The sequence below is a fragment of the Exiguobacterium alkaliphilum 12/1 genome, assembly GCF_000714435.1.
Classification (GTDB): Bacteria; Bacillota; Bacilli; order Exiguobacteriales; family Exiguobacteriaceae; genus Exiguobacterium; species Exiguobacterium alkaliphilum.
On sequence record NZ_JJMW01000037.1, the window covers coordinates 1 to 21,021 of the forward strand.

The window sequence follows — 21,021 nt, forward strand, 5'->3', positions numbered from 1 at the left end:
CGGCTGAGCTATAGGCCCATAATAAAAATGGTGCACCCTGAGAGATTCGAACTCCCGGCCTTTAGATTCGTAGTCTAACGCTCTATCCAACTGAGCTAAGGGTGCATATTGGTGCGGTCGAGAGGACTTGAACCTCCACGGTGTTAACCACCACTAGGCCCTCAACCTAGCGCGTCTACCGATTCCGCCACGACCGCAGCGTATAAAGTGTTACGAGGGATAAAAATGGTGAGTCATGCAGGGCTCGAACCTGCGACCCTCTGATTAAAAGTCAGATGCTCTACCAACTGAGCTAATGACTCAAATAAAAAGCTGGGCTGGAAGGGATCGAACCTTCGCATGTCGGAATCAAAATCCGATGCCTTACCACTTGGCTACAGCCCAACGTAAATGGCGGTCTCGACGGGATTTGAACCCGCGATCTCCTGCGTGACAGGCAGGCATGTTAACCCCTACACCACGAGACCAGATTACGTTTTATTTGAATGGTGGAGGATGACGGGATCGAACCGCCGACCCCCTGCTTGTAAGGCAGGTGCTCTCCCAGCTGAGCTAATCCTCCATATGATGGTGACCCGTACGGGATTCGAACCCGTGTTACCGCCGTGAAAGGGCGGTGTCTTAACCGCTTGACCAACGGGCCATGAATGCTTTCTAAAAGTTAAGTGGCGGAGACGGAGGGATTCGAACCCTCGCACCGGTTTCCCAGCCTACTCCCTTAGCAGGGGAGCCCCTTATAGCCTCTTGGGTACGTCTCCAAAATAAAATGGCTCCGCAAGTAGGATTTGAACCTACGACCTACCGGTTAACAGCCGGTTGCTCTACCACTGAGCTATTGCGGAACGTTGCTTGAATTTATCGAAGTAACGCTTTAAATTGTAACCGCAAACCAGAAACCTGTCAATCACTTTTTTAGAAAAGCTTTAATTTCGCGTGCCGTTTCTCGGCGACTTCTATAAGATAGCACGGTCCGAAAAGACCGTCAACACTTTTCCACAAAAAAAGTTGAGCAAAATGAAATCATTTTGCCCAACCCCGACTTTCTTCTTTATATGCTCGTCATGACTTCTTTGGTGCGAGCATCGTCAAGCTGATTCGACCTCGATTCGCATCGACTTGTTCGATCCAGACCGTCACGATATCTCCGACTGCGACGACGTCGAGCGGATGTTTCACGTATCGGTTGGACAGTTTCGATATATGGACGAGCCCATCTTGCTTCACGCCGATATCGACGAACGCCCCGAAGTCGATGACGTTTCGGACCGTTCCTTGAAACTCCATCCCAACTTGAAGGTCTTCTAGGTTCATGACATCCGTCCGAAGCAACGGCTTTTGAATGTCCTCACGCGGATCGCGTCCCGGTTTCGCGAGCGACTTCAAGATATCTTCAATTGTCGGCAATCCAGCATTCAACTTTTCACTGAGCGCACTCGCATCGACTGTCTTCAATCGGTCTCGCAACTCGGCCGTCCCGACTGCTTGCTTCGAAACACCGAGTTCCTTCAATAGAGAGAGTGTCAGTTTGTAACTCTCCGGGTGAATTTCGGTTTGGTCGAGTACGTCGCTTCCGTTCGTGATTCGCAAAAAGCCGGCAGCTTGCTCATACGCCTTGGCTCCAAGGCGTGGAACTTTTTTGATTTCTTTTCGCGTGTCGAATCGGCCGAACTCATCGCGATACGCCACGATATTTTTCGCCGTCGTCTTATTCAAGCCCGATACGTACGTCAAAAGCGATTCCGAGGCCCGGTTCACATCGACCCCAACCATATTGACGACACTCTCGACGACGAACTCGAGCGACGCCTTCAGTTTATTTTGACTGACGTCATGCTGATACTGACCGACCCCGACAGACTGCGGGTCGACTTTGACGAGTTCGGCCATCGCATCTTGAATCCGTCTCGCAATCGAGACAGCGGACCGCTCCTCGACTTTCAGCGCCGGAAATTCGGTACGGGCGACTTCTGAAGCCGAATAGACGCTCGCCCCGGCCTCATTGACGATCGCATACGCAATCTCACGCTCGGCTTTCTTCAACCAGTCGGCGACGAACTGCTCGGTTTCCCGTGACGCAGTCCCGTTTCCGATGACGATGACGGAAATCGGATATTTCTTCACGAGCGAGGCGAGCACTTTTTCCGAACCGGCCACGTCATGTTTCGGCGCTGTCGGATAGAAGACTCCGACTTCTTCGACTTTTCCGATCTCATTGACGACGGCCCATTTGCATCCCGTCCGATACGCCGGGTCGATCCCGAGGACGACGACTTCCCGGAGCGGCGGTTGCATGTACAGCTGCTTCAAGTTTTTGGCGAAGACGTCAATCGCCTGTTCTTCGGCCGTCTCGGTCAACTCACTGCGCATCTCGCGTTCAATCGCCGGGAATACTGACTTTTTATACGCCTCTTTGATGGCGACGGTGACGAGTTCACGTTTCTCGGCCGGGAGTCGTTCGAACGGACGCAGCGCCTGATTCATGAACGTCGTCTCGTCAAACACGAGTTTGACTTGAAGAACGTCCGTCCGCTCTCCACGGTTCAAGGCGAGGACACGGTGCGGGACAATCCCGGCGACTTTTTCCTCGTAGTCATAATACTGTGAAAAGACTTCTTTCTCATCTTCCGCCTGCTTTTTCTTTTGTGAACGAAGCAACGCTTCTTTCCGGACCCGGGCCCGGAGCGATTGACGAAGTGACGCCGTCTCGCCCCACTCTTCTCCAATGATTGCTTGGGCGAACGGCAGTGCCTCGTCGAGCGGCGTGTCCCCGGCGAGCTGTTGTGCGTCTTTCAACGAATAGGCGGACGGGTTGCGATACCAGTCGGCGAGCGGTTGCAACCCCTTCTCGCGGCCTTGCTCGGCTTTCGTCCGTCGCTTCGGTCGGTACGGCAAATAGATGTCGTCGACTTGTTGCAACGTCGTCGCGGCTTCGAGCGCGCGTGCGAGTTCCGGCGTCGCTTTCTCGAGCTCTTCTAATTTCGCGAGCACGTCGGACTTTCGTTTCTGCAAGCTCTCTTCATATTGAAGGGCGTCAAGAATCGATTTGATTTCGACTTCATCGAGGTTCCCCGTCATCTCCTTACGGTAACGGGCCATGAACGGGATCGTCGCGCCGTCAGCGGCGAGTTGTCTCACCGTCTCGACTTGACTTTCTTTTACTTGTAGCGTTTTCGCGACTTTCGTGATCATCTGAACCACTTCCTTTTCTAGTCTCTAGTTGAAGTGTAGCAAAGAGCAGACAACAAAAAAACGATGACTCCTCAGTCATCGCTAGAAAATACTTCATTGAGCGGCACTTTGATGGCTTCTCGCAACTTCTCGAGGGCACGACGCTGAAGGCGTGAAACGTGCATCTGCGAGATGCCGAGCAATTCGCCCGTCTCTTTTTGACTCATATTTTTGTAGTAGGCGCATTCTAAAATCGCCTGTTCTCGTTCGTTCAGCACGCTGAACGCTTTTTCGAGAATGAGTCGTTGGTCGACCGACTCGTAGCCCCGCTCTTGACTCCCGACGAGGTCGAGTAGCGTGACCGTGCTTCCTTCGTTATCCGCTTCGATCGAGCTATCGACTGAGAGCGCTTGATAACTCTTACCCATCTCGAGCGTTTCGAGAATCTCTTCATCGGATACGCCGAGATAATCGGCAATCTCATCGATGCGCGGTGAACGTTGAAGCTCGGTCGTCAACTCTTCGACCGTCTTCTTAATCTTCGGCCCGAGTTCCTTGATGCGACGTGGTACGTGAACGCTCCACGTCTTGTCCCGGATGAATCGCTTGATTTCACCGATGATGGTCGGGACGGCGAACGATTCAAAACTGCGTCCGAATTCCGGGTCGAAACGACGGAGCGCCGCGAGCAGTCCGATCATCCCGACTTGGACGAGGTCATCATGGATGGCCCGGCCCCGGGAGAACTTGCGCGCGAGTGCTTCGACGAGGTCCGAGTAGCGATTGATTAAGAGCATCTGGACTTCCTCGTTTTGGTCGTCCTGTTGATAGCGTTCAATCCACTCTAATACTTCATCATCACTGTGATGGCGTTGTTGAGATTTTGCTGGCACTCTGATCCACCTCGTCCCTGTTAAGGAGTTTCGTCATCGTCACTTTGACACCATTGTCTTTGTTGATCGAGACGTCGTCCATTAACGCTTCAATAAGGAACAGACCGAGTCCTCCTTCGTGAAGCGATTCGATTTCAGCCGTCTCTTCGACCGGCGCCGCTTGGCGTTTCACATCGTCAGCAAACGTCTTGCCCGAATCTTCAATCGTCATTTCTAAACGATCCGTGTGAACGCCGCACGTGAGTTTCACTTCACCTTCTTGATCGTCATATGCATGTTGGACAGCATTGCCGCAAGCTTCCGAGACCGCGATTTTGATGTCTTCGATCTCGTCGTACGTATATCCCATACGATTCGCGATTCCTGACACGACTAAACGGACCACACCGACATATTCCGGTTTGGCCGGGAACGTCATCACCGTCTGTTCGATGTTACTCATTGCGTGCCACCTCTTACGTTCGTGTTAATCGAGAGCAATTTGTGAAGGCCTGTCAATTCAAAGAGACGATTGACGCGGTCGGTCACACCGACGAGCGACAACTCTTTCTCGTTGCGTGTTGCTATTTTAAGGGCGCCGACGAATACGCCGAGACCTGTTGAGTCCATATAATCCACTTCATCCAAATGAACGACGACGTTTTGCTCCGTAATCGCCGGATGCAATACTTCCTTCAGTTTGGGAGCGGTATATGTATCCACTTCTCCGGATACGTAAAGGTGTAATTGATCTCCAATGACTTGCTCGCGAATCGCTAAATCCATCGTTATTCCCTCCTAAAGTTGCGTACAGAAAAATTGAGTACGATTAAAAATAATTCCCGTATTTCATAATCTTAAACCTATATTTTAATTTTTTTTGAAAAAAACCGATACCCATGTACCGGTTCTGTTCATATGTAAGCTAGAGAGGGATTAATCCCATACTAATCTCTAGCGCTCTGTCCACTTTGTGCATCGTCTCATCATCAAGGTGCGTGACCTTGTCTGTCAGACGACGTTTATCAATCGTTCGAATCTGTTCAAGCAAAATCACTGAGTCTCGTTCGAGTCCGTGTTTGACTTGATATACTTCCACATGAGTCGGCAGTTTTGCTTTTTGGATCTGAGCCGTAATCGCAGCGACAATGACGGTCGGGCTAAAGCGATTGCCGATATCGTTTTGAATGACGAGGACCGGGCGAACTCCACCTTGCTCTGAACCGACTACGGGCGACAGATTCGCATAAAACACGTCACCACGCTTTACGATCACTCCGCTCACACCCCGCTTACTTGACGTAAGAGAGCATGTTCGGCTTCCGTCTCAATCATCAGCATCTCTTCTGCCATATTCAAATTAAACGCGGCCATCTCTTGATAGCCTCTCGCCAATTCTTCACGCAGTGTTTGTTGTCGATCAGCAATTTCTTTGGACAAGTACGTCACTACATCGTTCAATGACAATGATTCACGATCTTTCATCGAAATCGGACCCCCATGCTGCGAGAACCGATCTGGAACGGACGCCAATGCACCCGCTGTTCGCTGTTTCAACATCTTACACCTCCAGAATCGTTTCAATGGACTGGCGGAATGTTTTTCCCGCGTTCTTTATCAATATAACACGCGAGTTTGGGAAAATATAGAGGATTCGAGAAAGAATTCAGATAATTTCACACGTTTTCTGATTCACACATAGTGTCTCGGCAGTCGTCCGGTCAACTGACAGACGACCTCATAGTTAATCGTCTCCAAATGCGCCGCCAATTCGTCAATCGGCACCGGACCGCCGACGAGCGTCACGTCGGTACCGACCGGGAATGCTCGCGGCAGTTTAATCATGAAACGGTCCATGCATACCCGCCCGACAATCGGACACCGGTTGCCATTGACGTCGACTGCGAAGCCGCCCGCCTTTCGAATCCAACCGTCCGCATAACCGACCGGCACCGTACCGATCCACTCATCTTCTGTCGTCGTGTACGTCGCCCCATAACTGATCGTCTGCCCGGCCTCGAGCCGTTTCACTTGCATGAGCTTACTCTTCAGCGTGAACGCCGGCCGCAAAAAGGAGTAGAATGACGCCATCTCGCTTGACGGGTAGAGTCCGTAGATGGCGATGCCGACACGGACAAGGTTATACGGCACGTCTTCACCAGCCATCCGAATCGCCCCGGCCGAGTTCGACGTATGGATGTACTTGAAGCGTGAACCGAGTCCGTCCATTAAACGATCGAAACGGACTTGTTGCTCGTGATAAAGCGCGCTATCCGGTTCATCGGCCGTCGCAAAATGTGTATAGATGCCTTCGATGACGAAACGGTCATCGGCCACCTCAAGGAGCGCGTCAAGTTCTTCTCGCGTCCGAAGACCGAGCCGGCCCATGCCGGTGTCCACTTTCACATGGACGGTGAGCGGTCGTTCACCAAGATGCGCTTTCGCTTCCTCGAACCATTCCGCCGAGAACACCGAGAGGATGACGTCATGTTTCGCCGCGACGCCCGCATATTCCGGGAACTGGGCTTCCATGACGAGGATCGGTGCGTCGATACCGGCCTCACGAAGCTCAATCGCTTCTTCAAGCAAGGCCACCCCGAGCATCGTCGCCCCGTTCTCGAGCGCGATCGTCGCGACCTCGACGGCACCGTGCCCGTACGCGTTCGCTTTGACGACCGCCATCAATTGTTGTGGGATGCGACGCTTAATCTCGCTCACGTTATGCGCAATCGCTGCCCGGTCAATTTCAATTTTACTTGGACGATACATCGGAATCCTCCTCTTCAATGATGACTTGGGCCACGGCGTATTGTTCACTATGGCTAATGCTGACATGAATCCGTCCCGGCGACGGTGCCGTCATGACTGGCCGTCCCGTCTCGTCGGGCAACACTTCAATCTGTTGCCATGACAATCCACGGGCGATGCCCGTTCCGACCGCTTTGGCGTAAGCCTCTTTCGCGGCGAAGCGGCCGGCAACGAACTCGATGCGGCGTTGTTCCGGGTAGTTCGACGCGAGTCCACGTTCCGCCTCGGTCAAGAGCCGTTCCATGAACCCCGGCTTCTGTATCGAGCGAGCAATGCGCTCGAGTTCGACGAGGTCGATGCCGATTCCTACAATCACAGGATACTCGCTCCTTTCCTTTTCCACTCGTTTCCTTATACAATTAAGGAAAGAGGTGATGCTATGTTTAGTCGTACTGAGAATGTTCAAACGTTCATCCGAGCATACCCGCTCGTAACGCTGTTCATTGTAATCCAACTAGTCGTGTTTGTCATCGATTCTTTGATGCCGGGACTTCAGATCGTCGCACGGGGCGGATCGTTCCACCTCGCGCTCGCAGATGGGCAGTGGTACCGTCTCCTGACGGCAAACTTTATCCATCTAGGACTTGGCCACTTGCTGTTCAACTCGTTCGCGCTCATCATCTTCGGCCCAGCGATGGAACGCATGGTCGGGCATGTGCGGTTCGCGCTGTTTTATCTCGTCGCTGGCGCGCTCGCCAACCTACTCACGTACTTTACCGTGAGCCAACTGTTCTATCTTCAGGCCGGTGCCTCGGGCGCGATCTTAGCGATCCTCGGTTTCTACGTATTCATCGGACGTTTCCGTCGGACGCTCATCTACAGCCAAGACGCGCGACTCGTCTACATCTTCGTCGCCATCAGTGCCGTCTTCACGTTAATCGGTTCGAACGTCTCGCTCTGGGGGCACGTGTACGGATTCCTCGCCGGATTCCTGCTCGCCTATCCGTTGTCGCGCTATACGGTGCCGTATTCACGGCCGCTCCGTTACGGGAAGTACAAGCCGCGCAAGTACGTACCGCCCATCATTCATACGGGTGAAGGGAAATGGATCTTTTACGTGATTATCGGACTCGCCGTCTTCGGCCTGTTCGCACGATTCTTATGACAAAAGGAGCTTCGCCAGTCGTCGGCGAAGCTCCTTTTCGTTAGGCGAGCAATGTAATCATCAGTGCTTTTTGGGCATGGAGCCGGTTCTCGGCTTGGTCGAAGACGAGCGACTGCGGGCCGTCCATCACGTCCGCCGTCACTTCTTCACCGCGATGAGCCGGCAGACAGTGTAGGAAAATCGCTTCGTCCCGTGCCGACGCCATCAACGTTTCGTCCACTTGGAACGAGGCGAAATGGGCGAGGCGCGTTTCCGCCTCCGCTTCTTGCCCCATGCTGGCGAACACGTCCGTATAGACGACATGTGCGCCCACCGTCGCTTCGGCCGGGTCGCCGTAGAGTGTGACGCTGCCGCCGGTCGTCTCGGCTAGCGCGACGGCCTGATTGTAAATCGTCTCGTCGACCGTATAACCGTCCGGCGAGGCGACGCGGATATGCATTCCGCTCAAGGCACCGCCAAGCATGAGCGAGTGGGCCATGTTGTTCCCGTCACCGATGTACGTCAACACTTTCCCTTGGCGCGTCCCGAACGTCTCCTCAATCGTCAAGAGGTCGGCGAGCACTTGGCACGGATGATGCGTGTCCGTCAACCCGTTGATGATTGGAATCGAGCCCGCCGTCGCGAGCGTCTCGACCGTTTCATGGGCGTACGTCCGAATCATGAGTGCGTCGACGTAGCGGCTCATCACTCGAATCGTATCCGTGATCGGTTCACCGCGTCCGATTTGAAGGTCGCTCCCGCTCAAGAAGAGCGGGTAGCCGCCAAGCTCGACGACCCCGACCTCGAACGAAATGCGCGTGCGCGTGGACGCCTTCTCAAACAATAAGGCGACCTTCTTACCGGCAAGCGCCGTCCCATACGCGTCCGGATGTCGTTTCACGTCGATCGCCAAGCGAATGAGTTCATCTAAATCCGTTGGTGTCAATTCCTCGAGCGTCAACATGTGTTTGAACGTCTTTGTCGTCATAACGGTAATTCCTCCTTTGTGTGCGCCTGTAACGGACGGACCGGCACTGGTGTCGTGTCGACCGTCGCTTGATAGTAACGGGCGAGGTGTTGCTCCGAGATGACGTGGACGCCGTTTCGGACGGCCGCCTCCCGTATCACTTGTTCAGCCGGTACGTGCGAGAAGAGGACGGCGACGTGTTGGAAGTCAATCGTCGCGTCGAGCGGTACCTCGCCGAACGTCTCCCACCCTTCCCCATACACGATTTGTGGTCGCGCCATGACCCGGGTCGTCGTCGCATCGTAACAGAACCGTTCGGCAACGACGGGGATTGGACTGAATTGAAGCGTCTCCCCTGTCGAGCGCATGATCGGTCCTGTGAGCGGGTCGACACCTGGCAGCTTCAAACTTGAGAAAATCGGCGTCTTCACCGCATAACCGGTCAGTTGTTTCCGTTCGACCGGTAAGACGCCTTTAAGCGAATGGCCGAGCGCGGCGCGTGTCGCCCATTCGATGAGCGGTTCACCAGTCACTTTGCTGACAATCGGGACGGTCCGTGACGCCCGCGGGTTGATTTCAAGCACGTAAATCGTGTCGTCTTTTAAGACGAACTGGATGTTGAGCGCCCCGCGATATGTGAGTGCCTGACCGATTCGTTTCGTGATCGTGTCAATCTGTCGTTGGTGTGCCTCGGACGTCTCGACCGGCGGCATGACCATCGTCGAGTCCCCGGAATGAACCCCAGCCGCCTCGATTTGTTCCAAGATGGCCGGCACGTAGACGGTCTGCCCGTCCGTCACGCAGTCGACCTCAAGTTCGCGCCCGGCGACGTAGAGGTCGATGAGGAGCGGATAAGCGAGGTCTGGACTGATTCGGGCAAGGTCCGCCTCGGATTGCAAGATGTGCATCCCTTTCCCACCGATGACGTAAGACGGCCGGACGACGCACGGGAAGCCAATCCGGTCGACCGCTTCATAGAGAGCAGCGGTAGTCCCGACTTCTTCTCCCGGGATGTGCGCGACGTCAATCTCGTCAAGAAACGCATAAAAGCGGTCCCGGTCTTCCATTTGGTCGATGACGGCAGCCGAGGCGCCGAGCAAGCGATATCCAGCCGCCTCCAGACCGTGCGCGAGCGCGATGCCCGTCTGACCGCCGAACTGGATTAAGACGTCACGACACCCTTCTGCCTCGAGGACGTGTGTGACGTCTTCTAGCGTGAGCGGCTCGACATACAACCGGTCAGCGACCGTGAAGTCGGTCGAGACCGTCTCCGGGTTGTTGTTGATCATGATGGCCTCGATACCTTGCTGTTGAAGTGCCCGGACGGCATGGACCGAACTGTAGTCGAACTCGATGCCTTGGCCGATGCGTATCGGACCGGCCCCGATGACGGCGACTTTCCGCGTCTGACTCGCCTTCACTTCCGTCTTTCCGTGCCACGTCCCGTAGAAGTAAGGGGTCGTACTCTCGAACTCGGCCGCGCATGTGTCGACCATGTGATAGACCGGTCGGATGCCGAACGTCGCACGCAGCTCCTTGACGTCTCCCATTGTTATGCCTGAGATGGCGGCGATTTGTGCATCGGTGAACCCGAGCCGCTTTGCCTGTGACATGTTCGACTCCGTCAAAAAATCGGTGGATTTTGTCATCGTGACGAGCGTCTCGAGCATCGCCATGAAGTGCGGCGCGATGCCCGTCTTGTCCTCGAGTTCACTGCGCGAGGCGAGACCGCGGTCGATGAGCGCGAGACAGGCGTGCAGGCGACGGTCGGTCGGGGCGAGTACTTCCTGCCACAGTTCATTCGCATCGGCTCGCTTCATCCATGTCGGATAGAGCGGGGCCTGCTCGATCCCGGCACCACGCCACGCTTTTTGAAGCGCCTCTTCAAGTGTCTTCCCCATCGCCATGCTCTCACCCGTCGCTTTCATCTGGGGACCGAGGGCGCGGTCTGCCCCTTTGAACAAGTCGAATGGGAAGCACGGCACTTTCGCCGTCACATAGTCAAGCGTCGGCTCGAAACTAGCCATCGTGCCGTTCGTCACCGGGTTCACGCAATCATCCAACCCTTCGCCGAGCGCGAGACGCGTCGCGATCTTCGCAATCGGATAGCCGGTCGCTTTCGAGGCGAGGGCCGAACTCCGCGACACGCGCGGGTTGACCTCGATGACGTAGTAAGTCGGTTCAGTCGGATGAACGGCAAACTGGATGTTGCAGCCACCGACGACGCCGAGACTCGAGACGATCCGAAGCGCTGCACTCCGTAACGTCTGGTGCATCGTATCCGATAGCGTCTGTGCCGGAGCAAAGACGACCGAGTCGCCCGTATGCACCCCGACCGGGTCGATGTTTTCCATGTTGCAGACGATGATGCACGTCCCTTTCTCGTCACGCATCACTTCGTACTCGAACTCTTTGAAGCCGGCGATACTCTTTTCGACGAGACATTGCGAGATCGGGCTCGCCTCAAGTCCGCGCCGCGCCATCTCATAGGCGTCCGAGACGGTCGTCGCGATGCCACCTCCCGTCCCCCCAAGGGTGAACGCCGGACGGACGATGAGCGGGACTCCAGCTGTTTGGATGAACGCATCGAGCTCGTCGAGCGTCTCGATCGTCGTACTCACCGGGAGCGGTTCCCCGAGTTCATGCATCTTCTGCTTGAAGCGTTCCCGGTCTTCGCCGTCACGGATCGTCTCGAGCGACGTCCCGAGCAGGGCGATGCCGTGCTTTTCGAGCACCCCGGCCTCATCGAGCGCGAGCGCCAAATTGAGCGCAGTCTGTCCACCGACGGTCGCGAGTAGGTGTGTCGGCTGTTCGGCTTCGATAATCATCTCGGCCTTTTCGAGCGTCATCGCCTCGATATACGTCTTGTCGGCCATACCCGGGTCGGTCATGATCGTCGCCGGGTTCGAGTTGAACAAGACGACCTCGCATCCCGCTTCCCGAAGCGCCTGACACGCTTGCGTACCTGAATAATCGAACTCGGCCGCTTGCCCGATGATAATCGGACCGGAGCCGATGACGAGCACTTTCTTATGCATATACGTTCACCCCTTGTTGAATCATTTCATCGAATTGATCGAATAACGCCTGCGCCTCTTTCGGTCCCGGGCTTGCTTCTGGATGGAACTGCGCCGTCAAAATCGGTGCCGTCGGATGTGTCGTCCCCTCTACGGACAAGTCGTTCACGTTCTCGAACAACAGCTCGAGCGGTGTCCGTTCGAGACTGTCGCGCGTGACGACGTACCCATGGTTTTGTGACGTCATCCACACCTCGCCCGTTTGGACGTTTCGTACCGGATGGTTTGAACCCCGGTGCCCGTACGTCTGCTTCTCAATCGATGCCCCGAACGAGAGTGCGATGAGTTGATGTCCCATACAAATCCCAAGCGTCGGATAGCGAAGCGCCACCTCGCGGACCGTCTCAATCCGGTCCATCAAATCACGCGGGTCGCCCGGTCCGTTCGAGACGAGCACCCCGTCCGGTTTCAAACGATGAATCGCTTCCGCCGGCGTATCGTATGGTACGGTCGTGACGCCATAGCCGCGTGCGAGCATCGCCTCGACCATCGACGACTTCACCCCGAAGTCGAGACAGACGATGTGTCCTTTTTGATTCGTTCCGAGTTGGACCGGCTTCGCGGTCGTGACCGTCTCCGTGATTTGTAAGAAGTCGCCTTCGACTTGCCCGTTCGAATTCATCGCCAGGAGCCCCCACTGATCACCTTCCTGGCGGAGCGTATGGACGAGCGTGCGCGTATCAATTCCAGACAAGACGGGAATTCCCGCTTGTTCCAACCAGTCTTTTAACTCGTTTGACTGTCCGTTTCCTGTGAGCGTCTGGACGATTACGCCAGCGACTTGGATATCCACACTTTCAGACGCACCGGCCTCGAGACCATATTGTCCGATGAGCGGATACGTGAAGACGATGACTTGTCCGGCGTACGATGGGTCCGTCAACACTTCTTGATACCCGGTCATCCCGGTGAAAAAGACGACTTCCCCTTTACCGAGCCGGGCACTCGTCTCCCATGTCCCGTGAAACGTCATCCCGTTTTGTAACGTCAATGTCCCGTTCATTGCACCATCTCCTTTGTGACGACCTGTTCGATGATGGCGAGCGCCTCATCGATTTCTTGTTGACTGACGAAAAGTGACGGCAAGAACCGAATCACATCCGGTCCGGCTGCGACGACGAGGAGCCCTGCATCCCGTAGTCGATTGATCAAATCGGCCACTGGTTTTGTTGCGACGAGTCCGAGCATGAGCCCGAGTCCGCGCACGTCAATGAACGTGTCCCCATCGACGAAACGCTCAAGACCCGACTTGAAGTATGCGCCCATCGCTTGGACGTGAGCCAGCGCCGCATCCTCGAATAACACATCGAGCGTCGCCTCGGCCGCGGCCATGGCGAGCGGATTGCCGCCAAACGTCGACCCGTGGCTACCGGCTTCAAATACGGCTTCTGCCCCAGGTGCCGTTACGAGCGCACCGACAGGAAAACCGCTCCCGAGCCCTTTCGCGAGAGTCACGACGTCCGGCTTGAGCGGAGTCTGTTCGAACGCGTATCGGGTGCCGGTTCGGGCGATCCCGGTCTGCACCTCATCGATCACCACTTTGACCCCATGTTCATCCGCTTTCGCTTGCAATGCCGCGAACCATGCGACGTCACCGACGACGACGCCACCTTCCCCTTGGACGACTTCGAGCCAGACGGCCGCCGTCTCGTCATCGATGAAGTCGAGTGCCGCGCTGTCGTTGAACGGTGCATGGACGAAGTCCGGCACCATCGGCCCGAAACCGGCCTTCACTTTGTCTTGCCCGGTCGCCCCGAGCATCGCGAACGTCCGGCCGTGAAACGATTTCGTGAACGAGACGATTTTCGTCTTGCCCGTCCATTTCCGAATCAGCTTGAACGCCGCCTCGTTCGCCTCTGTCCCGCTGTTACAGAAGAAGGCGCGCGTCAAATGTGTACCGGCGACGAGTTTCTCCGCCACACGTTCCTGCCCGCTAATCGCATATAGATTGGACGTATGCCAAACGTTGCCAAGCTGTGCCTCGATCTTTTCAAGGACGGCAGGATGGCGATGTCCGGTGTTACAGACGGCGATGCCCATGACGAAATCGAGGTACTGTTTCCCCGTCGTGTCCGTCACGTACGATCCGTCTGCCTGTTTAATCTCAATGGCTCGTTGCCCATATGTGGGAAGTAGTGCGCTCATCATGTCCCTCCTTTAGTTGTGTCCCGGTTGCTGTCGGGTCGTTCCCGTCTCGAATGATGGCAAGCGCCACCCCCCCGTCTAGTGCGGAGCGGAGCGCCTCTGTCTTTGGAATCATGCCCCCGTATATTGCTCCCGACTCAATCGCCTGTTGCATCGCATCGACGGTCAGCGTCTGTTGAACCGTACCGTTGATTCGAATACCCGGCACGTCGGTGATCATCTCGAAGTGATCGGCTTTAAGCGCACAGGCGACGGCGACAGCACAATCGTCCCCGTTACAGTTCAGGGCGCCGTTTGTTCCGAACAGAATCGACGTCACGACCGGCACGTAGTGGTTTTGAACGAGTAGCTCAATCAACGACACATCAACGGTCTCGACTTCACCGACGGCCCCGAGTTCTTTGATTTGACGCCCAGTGAGCATCCGTCCGTCGACACCCGATAATCCGACCGCATTCATATCAGACCGACCGAGCGCCGTCACGATTTCCGTTTGCATCTCCCCCGCGAGGACACGTGTCGCCCCGGTCAACACGTCCTCCGTTGTCACGCGACGTCCGTTTTGAAAGACGGGCTTGATTTGTTGGCTCTCACAGTAAGCCGACAATCTCGGTCCCCCACCGTGAAGTAAGATGAGTTCATTTCCGGCTTCAACCCATTCTTTCCACTCTGTAAAGTAGTCGTGATGAAGCGTGTCCCAGACGCTCCCACCGAGCTTGACGACTTTCCGCTCGCTCATGTCCGATAACTCGCATTGATTTTGACGTAATCGTACGTGAGGTCGCAGCCATAGGCGCTGCCCGTTCCCGTTCCGTCGTTCAAATCGATCCGGATTGCGACGACGTCTTGTCCCATCTCCGCCGAGGCGAGTGTCTCGTCGAACCAGACCGGCACACTTTTCGATAAGACAAGTTGAGAGCCGATCTGGATGTCGACCCGACCGACGTCAATCGGTTCTTTCGTCGCCCCGACGGCCGCGATGATACGTCCCCAGTTCGCATCTTTGCCATAGACCGCTGTCTTCACAAGCGAGGATCCGACGACCTGTTTCGCGATGATGCGGGCCGTCTCGTCCGTCTTCGCCCCGACGACGTTGACTTCAATTAGCGTCGTCGCACCTTCCCCGTCACGTGCGATTTGTTTGGCGAGGTCCGTGCAAACGTCCGTCAACGCTTTTGTGAATTGATGATACGCGTCCGTTCCCGCCTTGATTTCTTCTGTGTCGGAAGCGCCGCTCGCCATGACGAGCACCATGTCATTCGTCGAACTGTCCCCGTCGACGGTGATGTTATTGAACGAGGCGTCAACGCTTTGTTTCAGTGCGACGTGTAACAATTCTGGCGCGATGACGGCATCGGTTGTCACGAACCCGAGCATCGTCGCCATGTTCGGATGAATCATACCGGAGCCTTTGGCGACCCCGGCGACCGTCACGAACGTATCGCCATCCGCGTAACGGACCCCGGTCGTCTTCACTCCGGTGTCTGTCGTTAAAATTGCTTCAGCGAACGCCCCGGCCTGTGCCGCATCCGGCTCAGGCGTCAACAATTCGATTCCGGCTAAAAGCGTGTCCATCGGCAACAGTTGCCCGATGACCCCAGTCGAAGCGATCGCGACTTCATCAGCTTCAATCCCTAAATGCGCGGCTGCTTTCGCTCGCATCGCATAGGCGTCCGTCAATCCTTGGTCGCCGGTGCAGGCGTTCGCGTTCCCGCTGTTGACGAGGACGGCGCGAATCTTTCCGTTTGATGCTTGTAGCGTCTGTTTCGTCACTTGAATCGGCGCCGCTTGAAATTGATTGGTCGTGTAGACGGCCGCCGCGCTCGCTAGTTGTTCACAGACGAGCAGCGCCAAGTCTTTGCGTTTTCGTTTCAATCCGGCATGTACGCCTGTCGCGTGAAACCCTTTCGGTGAGACGAGACTCACCGGTGGACTCATCGTTAAATCTGTCATGTCATCCCTCCTATATGTATTGTGGTTGGGTGCTTAGCCCGAGCGCTTCATTGAATCCGAACCGGACGTTGACGTTTTGAATCGCCTGTCCGGCTGCCCCTTTTTGCATGTTGTCGATGACCGAGACGATGGTGAGCCGTCCGGTCCGGTCGTCTTTATACACCCAGAGATCACAATAGTTCGACCCGACGGCCGTCCGAATCTCAGGCTCCCCTTGTTGCACGCGAATGAACGGCTCTTGTCTGTACGCACGACTCAATAGATCAATCCATTCCGTTTCCGTCTGATCAATCGTCGGGACGACATGCATCGTCGCCATGATGCCGCGGTTGATTGGTAAGAGGTGCGTGGAAAGCGAGACGGTCGCCTCAACGCCTGTCATTTGGTGAATCGTCTGTTCAATCTCTGGGATGTGTTGATGCGTGTGAATCTTGTATAGCTGTACGTTCTCATTCGAGCGAGCGTGATGCGTCTTCGTGCTCAAAGCTTTGCCGGCACCGGTGATGCCCGAGCAGGCCGAGACGATCACCTCGTCCGGCTCAATCAATCCGTCTGTCAGAAACGGCAGGAGACCGAGCGACACGGCCGTCGCGTAACAGCCAGGGTTTGAGATCCATCTCGCCGTCCGCACGGATTCACGGTTCCATTCCGTCAACCCGTAAACGGCCTTCGCCTGTGTGTCGGCATGGACAGGCGCTTTGCCGTACCACGTCGCGTACACCTCACCCGTAAGGCGCAAGTCACCGCTCAAGTCGACGACGACGCCTTCGAACGCGTCCAGCTGTTCAATGTATCGAGCCGACACCCCGCTCGGCGTCGCGAGGAACAAGACGTCAAGCTGGTTCAACTTCTCCGGTTTGAACGGTTCGAGCGTCAACGCGCCCGTCTCCATCCACGGATACAAGTCAGAGAGGCGCAGCCCCGCACTCGAGTCGCTCATCACGCACGTCACTTGTAAGCGCGGATGCGCCGAAATCAATTTCAATAGTTCCATGCCGGCGTATCCCGTCACACCGACGATTCCACACGTGATCATCTGTCGTACCTCCTCAAAAGAATAATCCGATTAAACCATACGCATATTTATACTGTCAATTGTATTTTTATACAAAGTGTACAAAGCGATGTGGAATCGGTCGAATGACGAATAGTTTTTTCACGTTAGGGGAATGGAAAAATTATGCGAAACATAGAGGAGGAATTTGTTGATGAAACGTTTGAAATGGACACTACCGATCACGGCATCACTCTTTTTGATTACAGGATGCGGCTCGTCTGACGAAGTCACGAACCAACCGAGTGACGCACCGGTCGAAGACGAGGCGAATACGGAGAACAACTCCATGTATACGTTCGACAAGTTCGAACTTGAAGTCGACTATGCGGACGTTGATGACGCCATCAAAGTCGATTATGAGGTTGAGAACAATTCGACCGAGGCTTCGTATGAACGGAAAGAGGATGACCAGAACTTGCGCGGGGACGAAGCGATGCAAGAACTCGATCCGGTCTTCGGTCAATTGAACTTCGACCAAGACACACCGGACGAGGAAGTGTTGAATCAAATCAAGGCAGCGTTTAACATCGCGGACGATGCTGAAAAAATCGAGGCGGACGTCACGTTCACGGACGGAACCGAGAAAGAATATAAGCAAGAATAACAAATGGCCAAGCGGAGTCCGCTTGGCCATTTGTATTAGAGTTGGTTTTTGTGACGTGCCTCTTGAAGCGCGTCCATCAAATCTTTTACGTCTTCCACGAGGTTTTGGATTGTGTCTTGGTTCTCTTCATAGAGCGCCTTCAAATCCATGACGCGGTCTTTCAAGCTACCTTTCGGTGACGCTTGCAAGCCGACCGAATGCGCTTGTGTCGATGTGTCCGCTGACTTCACGCGTGATTTTAAGCCTTTCAACTGACGAACTTGTTGCTCGCGTGTCTCGCGATGGAGAAGTGACGCACCTGCTCCGATGATGGCTCCAGCGGCCATACCCATCCAAAAGTAGTTCTTGTTCATTAAAAATCCTCCCCTAACGTGACGTTATCTTTTATTATAGGTTATCCGCTTCCGTGACGACATAGTGTTTTATGATCGGACCTGCACCTTTTTGTTCGACGGCATCTTTCAGCCATTCTTGAAATAGGACATAGTCTGTCGAGTCACGGAACTTGTTGCCGGCCTCGGCGAATTGGATGAGCACGATGCCGTGATTGTCGTCCGGGTCGACGCCGAGACGATACGCCGTGAAGCCATCGTGCCCGGCCCCAAGACGTGATTTTTCAGTCAACAGACGATGAAACAAGAGCGAGCGTGCATTCGAGTCGACGGGGACGTTCGCATAGACAATATTCCCTTTCGACGCGAATTGTCCTTCCGCTTCTTCGATGCGGAACGTCTTTCCGCTTTGGAACGGAGACTTGTCCCCTTCCGCGAGTAAAATCGTCTCATTGCCGCTCGCGACGAGCACGTCCGGGTTTTCCCGGAACCGGTCGGCGACGCTACCAGAGGCGAACGTCATATACAGGTTAGACAAGTTCCTCACACCCTTTCGCGAGCATGATGTCTTTCTCCGTGATGCCCCCTTCGTCGTGCGTCGACACGGTGAGCGTGACGTTGCGATACTCGATTAAGATGTTCGGATGATGATTGAGCGACTCGGCCAAGTCGGCGACGAGGTGCACGAATTGAATCGCCTCCGGGAACGTGTCGAGACGATACGTCTTCTGGAGTTCCCCTTCGACGACGTCCCACCCGTTCAAGCGCGACAATTGTTCCGATAGTTCGGTAGATGACAACAGCATCGGTCCATTCCCCTTTCGCTTACAGTTCTACTTACACCTACTACCCGACACAGGCGAAAAATAATCTTTTTCGCATCATGCAAAATGATTTAGAATAAGAAGGATAGCCAACTATTTTGCACTTGAGAGGAGACCTCCTATGCGCGCATTGATCGTCATTGACTACACGTTCGATTTTATCGCAGACACGGGTCGTTTGACTTGTGGAAAACCCGGGCAAGATATAGAAGAACGAATCGTTCAGTTGATCGAGGCGTTTTCGCCCGAAGATTACGTCGTCATCGCGAACGATGTGCACGACGCCGGTGACACGTATCACCCGGAAACGACACTCTTCCCGCCCCACAACATCCGCGGAACAGAAGGGCGCGACCTATACGGCGCCGTCAAAAAAGCAGCTGAACAGGCCGACCATTGGATCGATAAGACGCGATACAGCGCCTTCGCCGGGACCGACCTCGACCTTCGTCTACGGGAACGAGGCATCACCGAAATCCATCTCGTCGGTGTGTGTACCGACATTTGCGTCTTGCATACAGCGGTAGACGCCTACAACCTCGGCTACAAGATGGTCATCCACGCGGACGCCGTCCAAAGCTTCAACCCGATCGGCCATGAATGGGCGCTCGAACATTTTGTCACGACACTCGGAGCGACCGTTACCGGGAAGTGACACGAAATCAGAAAGGAATTCACTATGTTACATCGGAATTTAGCGCTTCACACGGACCTGTACCTCCCACGTTGGATGTACATCTACTGGAAACAAGGACGTCACAATGAAAAAGTCGTCTTCGATTTATACTATCGCTCGAACCCGTTCAGCGGCGGCTACGTCGTCTTTGCCGGGTTACAAAACATCGTCCACTACTTGGAGAACGTCTCGTTCACCGAGGAAGACATCACTTATTTGAAAGAGCAGCTCGACTTCGAGGACGAGTTCGCGGACGTACTGCGTAACTTCAAATTCACGGGCTCACTCTACAGCGTCCGTGAAGGGGAGATTATCTTCCCGCACGAACAAGTCGTCCGAATCGAGTCGACCATCTTTGAGGCGAAACTGTTCCAGACGGCGTTCTTGAACATCGCCAACCATGAATCGCTCATCGCGACGAAATACGCCCGGATTCGCCAAGCGGCACCGAACGAGACGTTGCTCGAAGGCGGCGCTCGCCGTGCCCAAGGAGTCGACGCCGCGTATTATGGCACACGGGCCGCATATATCGCCGGGTTTGACGTGACGAGTCTCGTTTCGGCCGGCCGTGATTTCGATGTACCGACCGGCGGGACGATGGAACATGCCGATATCCAATTCCACGACGATGAATTGACGGCGTTCCGCTCGTTCGCCTCGATGTACCCGGACAATACGAGCCTGTTGATTGACACGTACGACACGCTCAAGTCGGGACTCCCGAACGCGATTACCGTCGCGAAAGAACTCGAGGCAAACGGATACCGCTTGAAATCGGTCCGCCTCGACTCCGGTGACTTGGCCTACTTGTCGAAACGGGCCCGGAAGGCACTCAACGAAGCGGGTCTTGACTACGTCAAAATCGTCGTCTCCGGCGACCTGGACGAATACGTCATCCAAGACTTGCGGATGCAAGGGGCTGAGGCCGACACGTTCCTCGTCGGGACGCGTGGCATCACCGCCTATGAGCAACCGGCCCTCGGCATGGTGTATAAACTCGTCGCCCGTGAAGACAAAGACGGCACGTTGAAGCCGGTCATCAAAGTGTCCTCTTCGAAAGTGAAGACGACGACCCCACACAAGAAAGAACTGTATCGCATCATCGACAACGAGACGAAGAAATTCAAAGGTGACTATATCGCCTTGTCGGATGAGCCGGTCGAGACGTATTCCGAGATCGACCTCATCGACGTGCGCGACCCGGCGTTCAAAATCAAAACACGCAACTTCAGCGTCAAGCGCTTGCTCGAACCGATCTTCTTAGACGGCGAGCGCGTCTATACGCTCCCGAGCGCGAAAGAGATTCGCGACTATCACCGTGAGCAGATGAACGGCTTATGGGAAGAGTACAAGCGACTCCGTCTGCCGGAAGTGTATTCGGTGACGTTCAGCAAACCGTTATGGGATTTGAAACTCGAGATGATTCGCCAGACGCGAATCCCGAAATAAAAGAA

Annotated in this window: 22 protein-coding genes and 9 tRNA genes; 4 read left to right on the forward strand and 27 right to left on the reverse strand. The window is 55.0% G+C overall.

The genetic code is table 11. The features are described 5' to 3' along the window. Positions 1-28 precede the first annotated feature (28 nt). The 17 genes from RT52_RS08165 to acpS form a co-directional block, all read right to left on the reverse strand. Positions 29-105, reverse strand: a tRNA-Arg gene (locus RT52_RS08165). A gap of 4 nt (positions 106-109) precedes the next feature. Next, positions 110-197: transfer RNA gene (locus tag RT52_RS08170), tRNA-Leu, on the reverse strand. Positions 198-226: 29 nt separating this feature from the next. Beyond that, positions 227-302 (reverse strand) — tRNA-Lys (locus tag RT52_RS08175). A 10-nt stretch (positions 303-312) separates the two neighbouring features. Continuing rightward, positions 313-384 (reverse strand) — tRNA-Gln (locus RT52_RS08180). A 7-nt stretch (positions 385-391) separates the two neighbouring features. Beyond that, positions 392-467: transfer RNA gene (locus RT52_RS08185), tRNA-Asp, on the reverse strand. Between the two features lie 19 nt (positions 468-486). Then, positions 487-562, reverse strand: a tRNA-Val gene (locus RT52_RS08190). A 6-nt stretch (positions 563-568) separates the two neighbouring features. Further along, a tRNA-Glu gene (locus tag RT52_RS08195) sits at positions 569-643 on the reverse strand. Between the two features lie 23 nt (positions 644-666). Continuing rightward, a tRNA-Ser gene (locus RT52_RS08200) sits at positions 667-758 on the reverse strand. 9 nt (positions 759-767) lie between these two features. Then, a tRNA-Asn gene (locus RT52_RS08205) sits at positions 768-842 on the reverse strand. 217 nt (positions 843-1,059) lie between these two features. Beyond that, a complete protein-coding gene (locus tag RT52_RS08210) occupies positions 1,060-3,189 on the reverse strand; it encodes a Tex family protein (RefSeq protein ID WP_034814269.1) in 2,130 nt (709 codons plus the stop codon). Positions 3,190-3,260: 71 nt separating this feature from the next. Then, positions 3,261-4,061 (reverse strand): RNA polymerase sigma factor SigB, encoded by an 801-nt coding sequence (gene sigB / locus RT52_RS08215; protein ID WP_034814271.1) that lies wholly within the window; start codon positions 4,059-4,061, stop codon positions 3,261-3,263. Beyond that, positions 4,027-4,503 (reverse strand): anti-sigma B factor RsbW, encoded by a 477-nt coding sequence (gene rsbW, locus RT52_RS08220; RefSeq protein WP_034814273.1) that lies wholly within the window; start codon positions 4,501-4,503, stop codon positions 4,027-4,029. Before rsbW ends, sigB begins: the two co-directional genes overlap by 35 nt. Beyond that, positions 4,500-4,826, reverse strand: a complete 327-nt coding sequence (locus tag RT52_RS08225) for an STAS domain-containing protein (RefSeq protein ID WP_034808704.1) — start codon at positions 4,824-4,826, stop codon at positions 4,500-4,502. Before RT52_RS08225 ends, rsbW begins: the two co-directional genes overlap by 4 nt. Before the next feature lie 139 nt (positions 4,827-4,965). Continuing rightward, positions 4,966-5,316 (reverse strand): type II toxin-antitoxin system PemK/MazF family toxin, encoded by a 351-nt coding sequence (locus tag RT52_RS08230; RefSeq protein WP_016510516.1) that lies wholly within the window; start codon positions 5,314-5,316, stop codon positions 4,966-4,968. Positions 5,317-5,321: 5 nt separating this feature from the next. Next, a complete protein-coding gene (locus RT52_RS08235) occupies positions 5,322-5,600 on the reverse strand; it encodes a hypothetical protein (protein WP_034780874.1) in 279 nt (92 codons plus the stop codon). A 132-nt stretch (positions 5,601-5,732) separates the two neighbouring features. Then, the gene (gene alr, locus RT52_RS08240; protein WP_034814275.1) at positions 5,733-6,809 is read right to left on the reverse strand and encodes an alanine racemase; all 1,077 of its coding nucleotides are present in this window, start codon (positions 6,807-6,809) and stop codon (positions 5,733-5,735) included. Then, positions 6,793-7,164 carry a holo-ACP synthase gene (acpS, locus tag RT52_RS08245; protein ID WP_034814276.1) on the reverse strand — a complete coding sequence of 124 codons (372 nt, stop codon included), beginning with the start codon at positions 7,162-7,164 and terminating at the stop codon, positions 6,793-6,795. The genes alr and acpS overlap by 17 nt, the downstream gene beginning before the upstream one ends. A 63-nt stretch (positions 7,165-7,227) precedes the next feature. On the opposite strand from acpS, the gene RT52_RS08250 reads away from it, so the two are divergent. Next, positions 7,228-7,953, forward strand: a complete 726-nt coding sequence (locus RT52_RS08250; protein WP_034808713.1) for a rhomboid family intramembrane serine protease — start codon at positions 7,228-7,230, stop codon at positions 7,951-7,953. A 40-nt stretch (positions 7,954-7,993) separates the two neighbouring features. Here RT52_RS08250 and argF read toward each other — a convergent pair whose 3' ends face one another. From argF to argC, 7 genes are read right to left on the reverse strand one after another with little or no spacing between them, the layout of a single operon-like run. Further along, entirely contained in the window at positions 7,994-8,920 is a 927-nt protein-coding gene (gene argF / locus RT52_RS08255; RefSeq protein ID WP_034814278.1) for an ornithine carbamoyltransferase, read from the reverse strand. Next, the gene (carB, locus tag RT52_RS08260) at positions 8,917-11,937 is read right to left on the reverse strand and encodes a carbamoyl-phosphate synthase (glutamine-hydrolyzing) large subunit (RefSeq protein WP_034814279.1); all 3,021 of its coding nucleotides are present in this window, start codon (positions 11,935-11,937) and stop codon (positions 8,917-8,919) included. Before carB ends, argF begins: the two co-directional genes overlap by 4 nt. Continuing rightward, on the reverse strand, positions 11,930-12,979 hold the full coding sequence (locus RT52_RS08265) for a carbamoyl phosphate synthase small subunit (RefSeq protein WP_034814281.1): 1,050 nt from the start codon (positions 12,977-12,979) through the stop codon (positions 11,930-11,932). The genes carB and RT52_RS08265 overlap by 8 nt, the downstream gene beginning before the upstream one ends. Beyond that, complete coding sequence (locus tag RT52_RS08270) at positions 12,976-14,121, reverse strand: acetylornithine transaminase (RefSeq protein ID WP_034814283.1); 1,146 nt, start codon at positions 14,119-14,121, stop codon at positions 12,976-12,978. Before RT52_RS08270 ends, RT52_RS08265 begins: the two co-directional genes overlap by 4 nt. Continuing rightward, positions 14,081-14,860, reverse strand: a complete 780-nt coding sequence (argB, locus tag RT52_RS08275) for an acetylglutamate kinase (protein ID WP_034814285.1) — start codon at positions 14,858-14,860, stop codon at positions 14,081-14,083. The genes RT52_RS08270 and argB overlap by 41 nt, the downstream gene beginning before the upstream one ends. Further along, positions 14,857-16,074 carry a bifunctional glutamate N-acetyltransferase/amino-acid acetyltransferase ArgJ gene (gene argJ / locus RT52_RS08280; RefSeq protein WP_034814287.1) on the reverse strand — a complete coding sequence of 406 codons (1,218 nt, stop codon included), beginning with the start codon at positions 16,072-16,074 and terminating at the stop codon, positions 14,857-14,859. The genes argB and argJ overlap by 4 nt, the downstream gene beginning before the upstream one ends. Positions 16,075-16,084: 10 nt before the next feature. Next, complete coding sequence (gene argC, locus RT52_RS08285; RefSeq protein WP_034814289.1) at positions 16,085-17,110, reverse strand: N-acetyl-gamma-glutamyl-phosphate reductase; 1,026 nt, start codon at positions 17,108-17,110, stop codon at positions 16,085-16,087. Positions 17,111-17,282: 172 nt separating this feature from the next. On the opposite strand from argC, the gene RT52_RS08290 reads away from it, so the two are divergent. Further along, positions 17,283-17,735, forward strand: coding sequence for a YusW family protein (locus RT52_RS08290; protein ID WP_051690219.1), 453 nt, complete (start codon positions 17,283-17,285; stop codon positions 17,733-17,735). A gap of 35 nt (positions 17,736-17,770) precedes the next feature. Here RT52_RS08290 and RT52_RS08295 read toward each other — a convergent pair whose 3' ends face one another. Genes RT52_RS08295 through RT52_RS08305 form a run of 3 tightly spaced genes read right to left on the reverse strand, consistent with a single transcriptional unit; the run spans position 17,771 to position 18,873 of the window. After that, a complete protein-coding gene (locus RT52_RS08295) occupies positions 17,771-18,088 on the reverse strand; it encodes a hypothetical protein (RefSeq protein WP_034809073.1) in 318 nt (105 codons plus the stop codon). A 34-nt stretch (positions 18,089-18,122) separates the two neighbouring features. After that, positions 18,123-18,605, reverse strand: a complete 483-nt coding sequence (locus RT52_RS08300; protein ID WP_245175433.1) for a hypothetical protein — start codon at positions 18,603-18,605, stop codon at positions 18,123-18,125. Then, entirely contained in the window at positions 18,598-18,873 is a 276-nt protein-coding gene (locus RT52_RS08305) for a 4a-hydroxytetrahydrobiopterin dehydratase (protein ID WP_034814293.1), read from the reverse strand. Before RT52_RS08305 ends, RT52_RS08300 begins: the two co-directional genes overlap by 8 nt. Positions 18,874-19,012: 139 nt before the next feature. Between RT52_RS08305 and RT52_RS08310 the strand changes: the two genes are divergently transcribed. Both RT52_RS08310 and RT52_RS08315 read left to right on the forward strand, forming a co-directional pair. After that, a complete protein-coding gene (locus RT52_RS08310) occupies positions 19,013-19,546 on the forward strand; it encodes a cysteine hydrolase family protein (RefSeq protein WP_034814295.1) in 534 nt (177 codons plus the stop codon). A gap of 24 nt (positions 19,547-19,570) precedes the next feature. Next, positions 19,571-21,016, forward strand: a complete 1,446-nt coding sequence (locus RT52_RS08315) for a nicotinate phosphoribosyltransferase (protein ID WP_034809062.1) — start codon at positions 19,571-19,573, stop codon at positions 21,014-21,016. Positions 21,017-21,021 lie beyond the last annotated feature (5 nt).

Bases quoted from the DNA above. Each gene is read 5' to 3' on its own strand.
- argC (WP_034814289.1), bottom strand. From the start codon at position 17,110: ATGATCACGTGTGGAATCGTCGGTGTGACGGGATACGCCGGCATGGAA.
- RT52_RS08270 (WP_034814283.1), bottom strand. From the start codon at position 14,121: ATGAGCGCACTACTTCCCACATATGGGCAACGAGCCATTGAGATTAAA.
- RT52_RS08250 (WP_034808713.1), top strand. From the start codon at position 7,228: ATGTTTAGTCGTACTGAGAATGTTCAAACGTTCATCCGAGCATACCCG.
- argB (WP_034814285.1), bottom strand. From the start codon at position 14,860: ATGAGCGAGCGGAAAGTCGTCAAGCTCGGTGGGAGCGTCTGGGACACG.
- RT52_RS08305 (WP_034814293.1), bottom strand. From the start codon at position 18,873: ATGCTGTTGTCATCTACCGAACTATCGGAACAATTGTCGCGCTTGAAC.
- RT52_RS08290 (WP_051690219.1), top strand. From the start codon at position 17,283: ATGAAACGTTTGAAATGGACACTACCGATCACGGCATCACTCTTTTTG.
- RT52_RS08225 (WP_034808704.1), bottom strand. From the start codon at position 4,826: ATGGATTTAGCGATTCGCGAGCAAGTCATTGGAGATCAATTACACCTT.
- RT52_RS08210 (WP_034814269.1), bottom strand. From the start codon at position 3,189: ATGATCACGAAAGTCGCGAAAACGCTACAAGTAAAAGAAAGTCAAGTC.
- RT52_RS08235 (WP_034780874.1), bottom strand. From the start codon at position 5,600: ATGTTGAAACAGCGAACAGCGGGTGCATTGGCGTCCGTTCCAGATCGG.
- argJ (WP_034814287.1), bottom strand. From the start codon at position 16,074: ATGACAGATTTAACGATGAGTCCACCGGTGAGTCTCGTCTCACCGAAA.
- carB (WP_034814279.1), bottom strand. From the start codon at position 11,937: ATGCATAAGAAAGTGCTCGTCATCGGCTCCGGTCCGATTATCATCGGG.
- rsbW (WP_034814273.1), bottom strand. From the start codon at position 4,503: ATGAGTAACATCGAACAGACGGTGATGACGTTCCCGGCCAAACCGGAA.
- RT52_RS08265 (WP_034814281.1), bottom strand. From the start codon at position 12,979: ATGAACGGGACATTGACGTTACAAAACGGGATGACGTTTCACGGGACA.
- RT52_RS08310 (WP_034814295.1), top strand. From the start codon at position 19,013: ATGCGCGCATTGATCGTCATTGACTACACGTTCGATTTTATCGCAGAC.
- argF (WP_034814278.1), bottom strand. From the start codon at position 8,920: ATGACGACAAAGACGTTCAAACACATGTTGACGCTCGAGGAATTGACA.
- alr (WP_034814275.1), bottom strand. From the start codon at position 6,809: ATGTATCGTCCAAGTAAAATTGAAATTGACCGGGCAGCGATTGCGCAT.
- RT52_RS08295 (WP_034809073.1), bottom strand. From the start codon at position 18,088: ATGAACAAGAACTACTTTTGGATGGGTATGGCCGCTGGAGCCATCATC.
- RT52_RS08315 (WP_034809062.1), top strand. From the start codon at position 19,571: ATGTTACATCGGAATTTAGCGCTTCACACGGACCTGTACCTCCCACGT.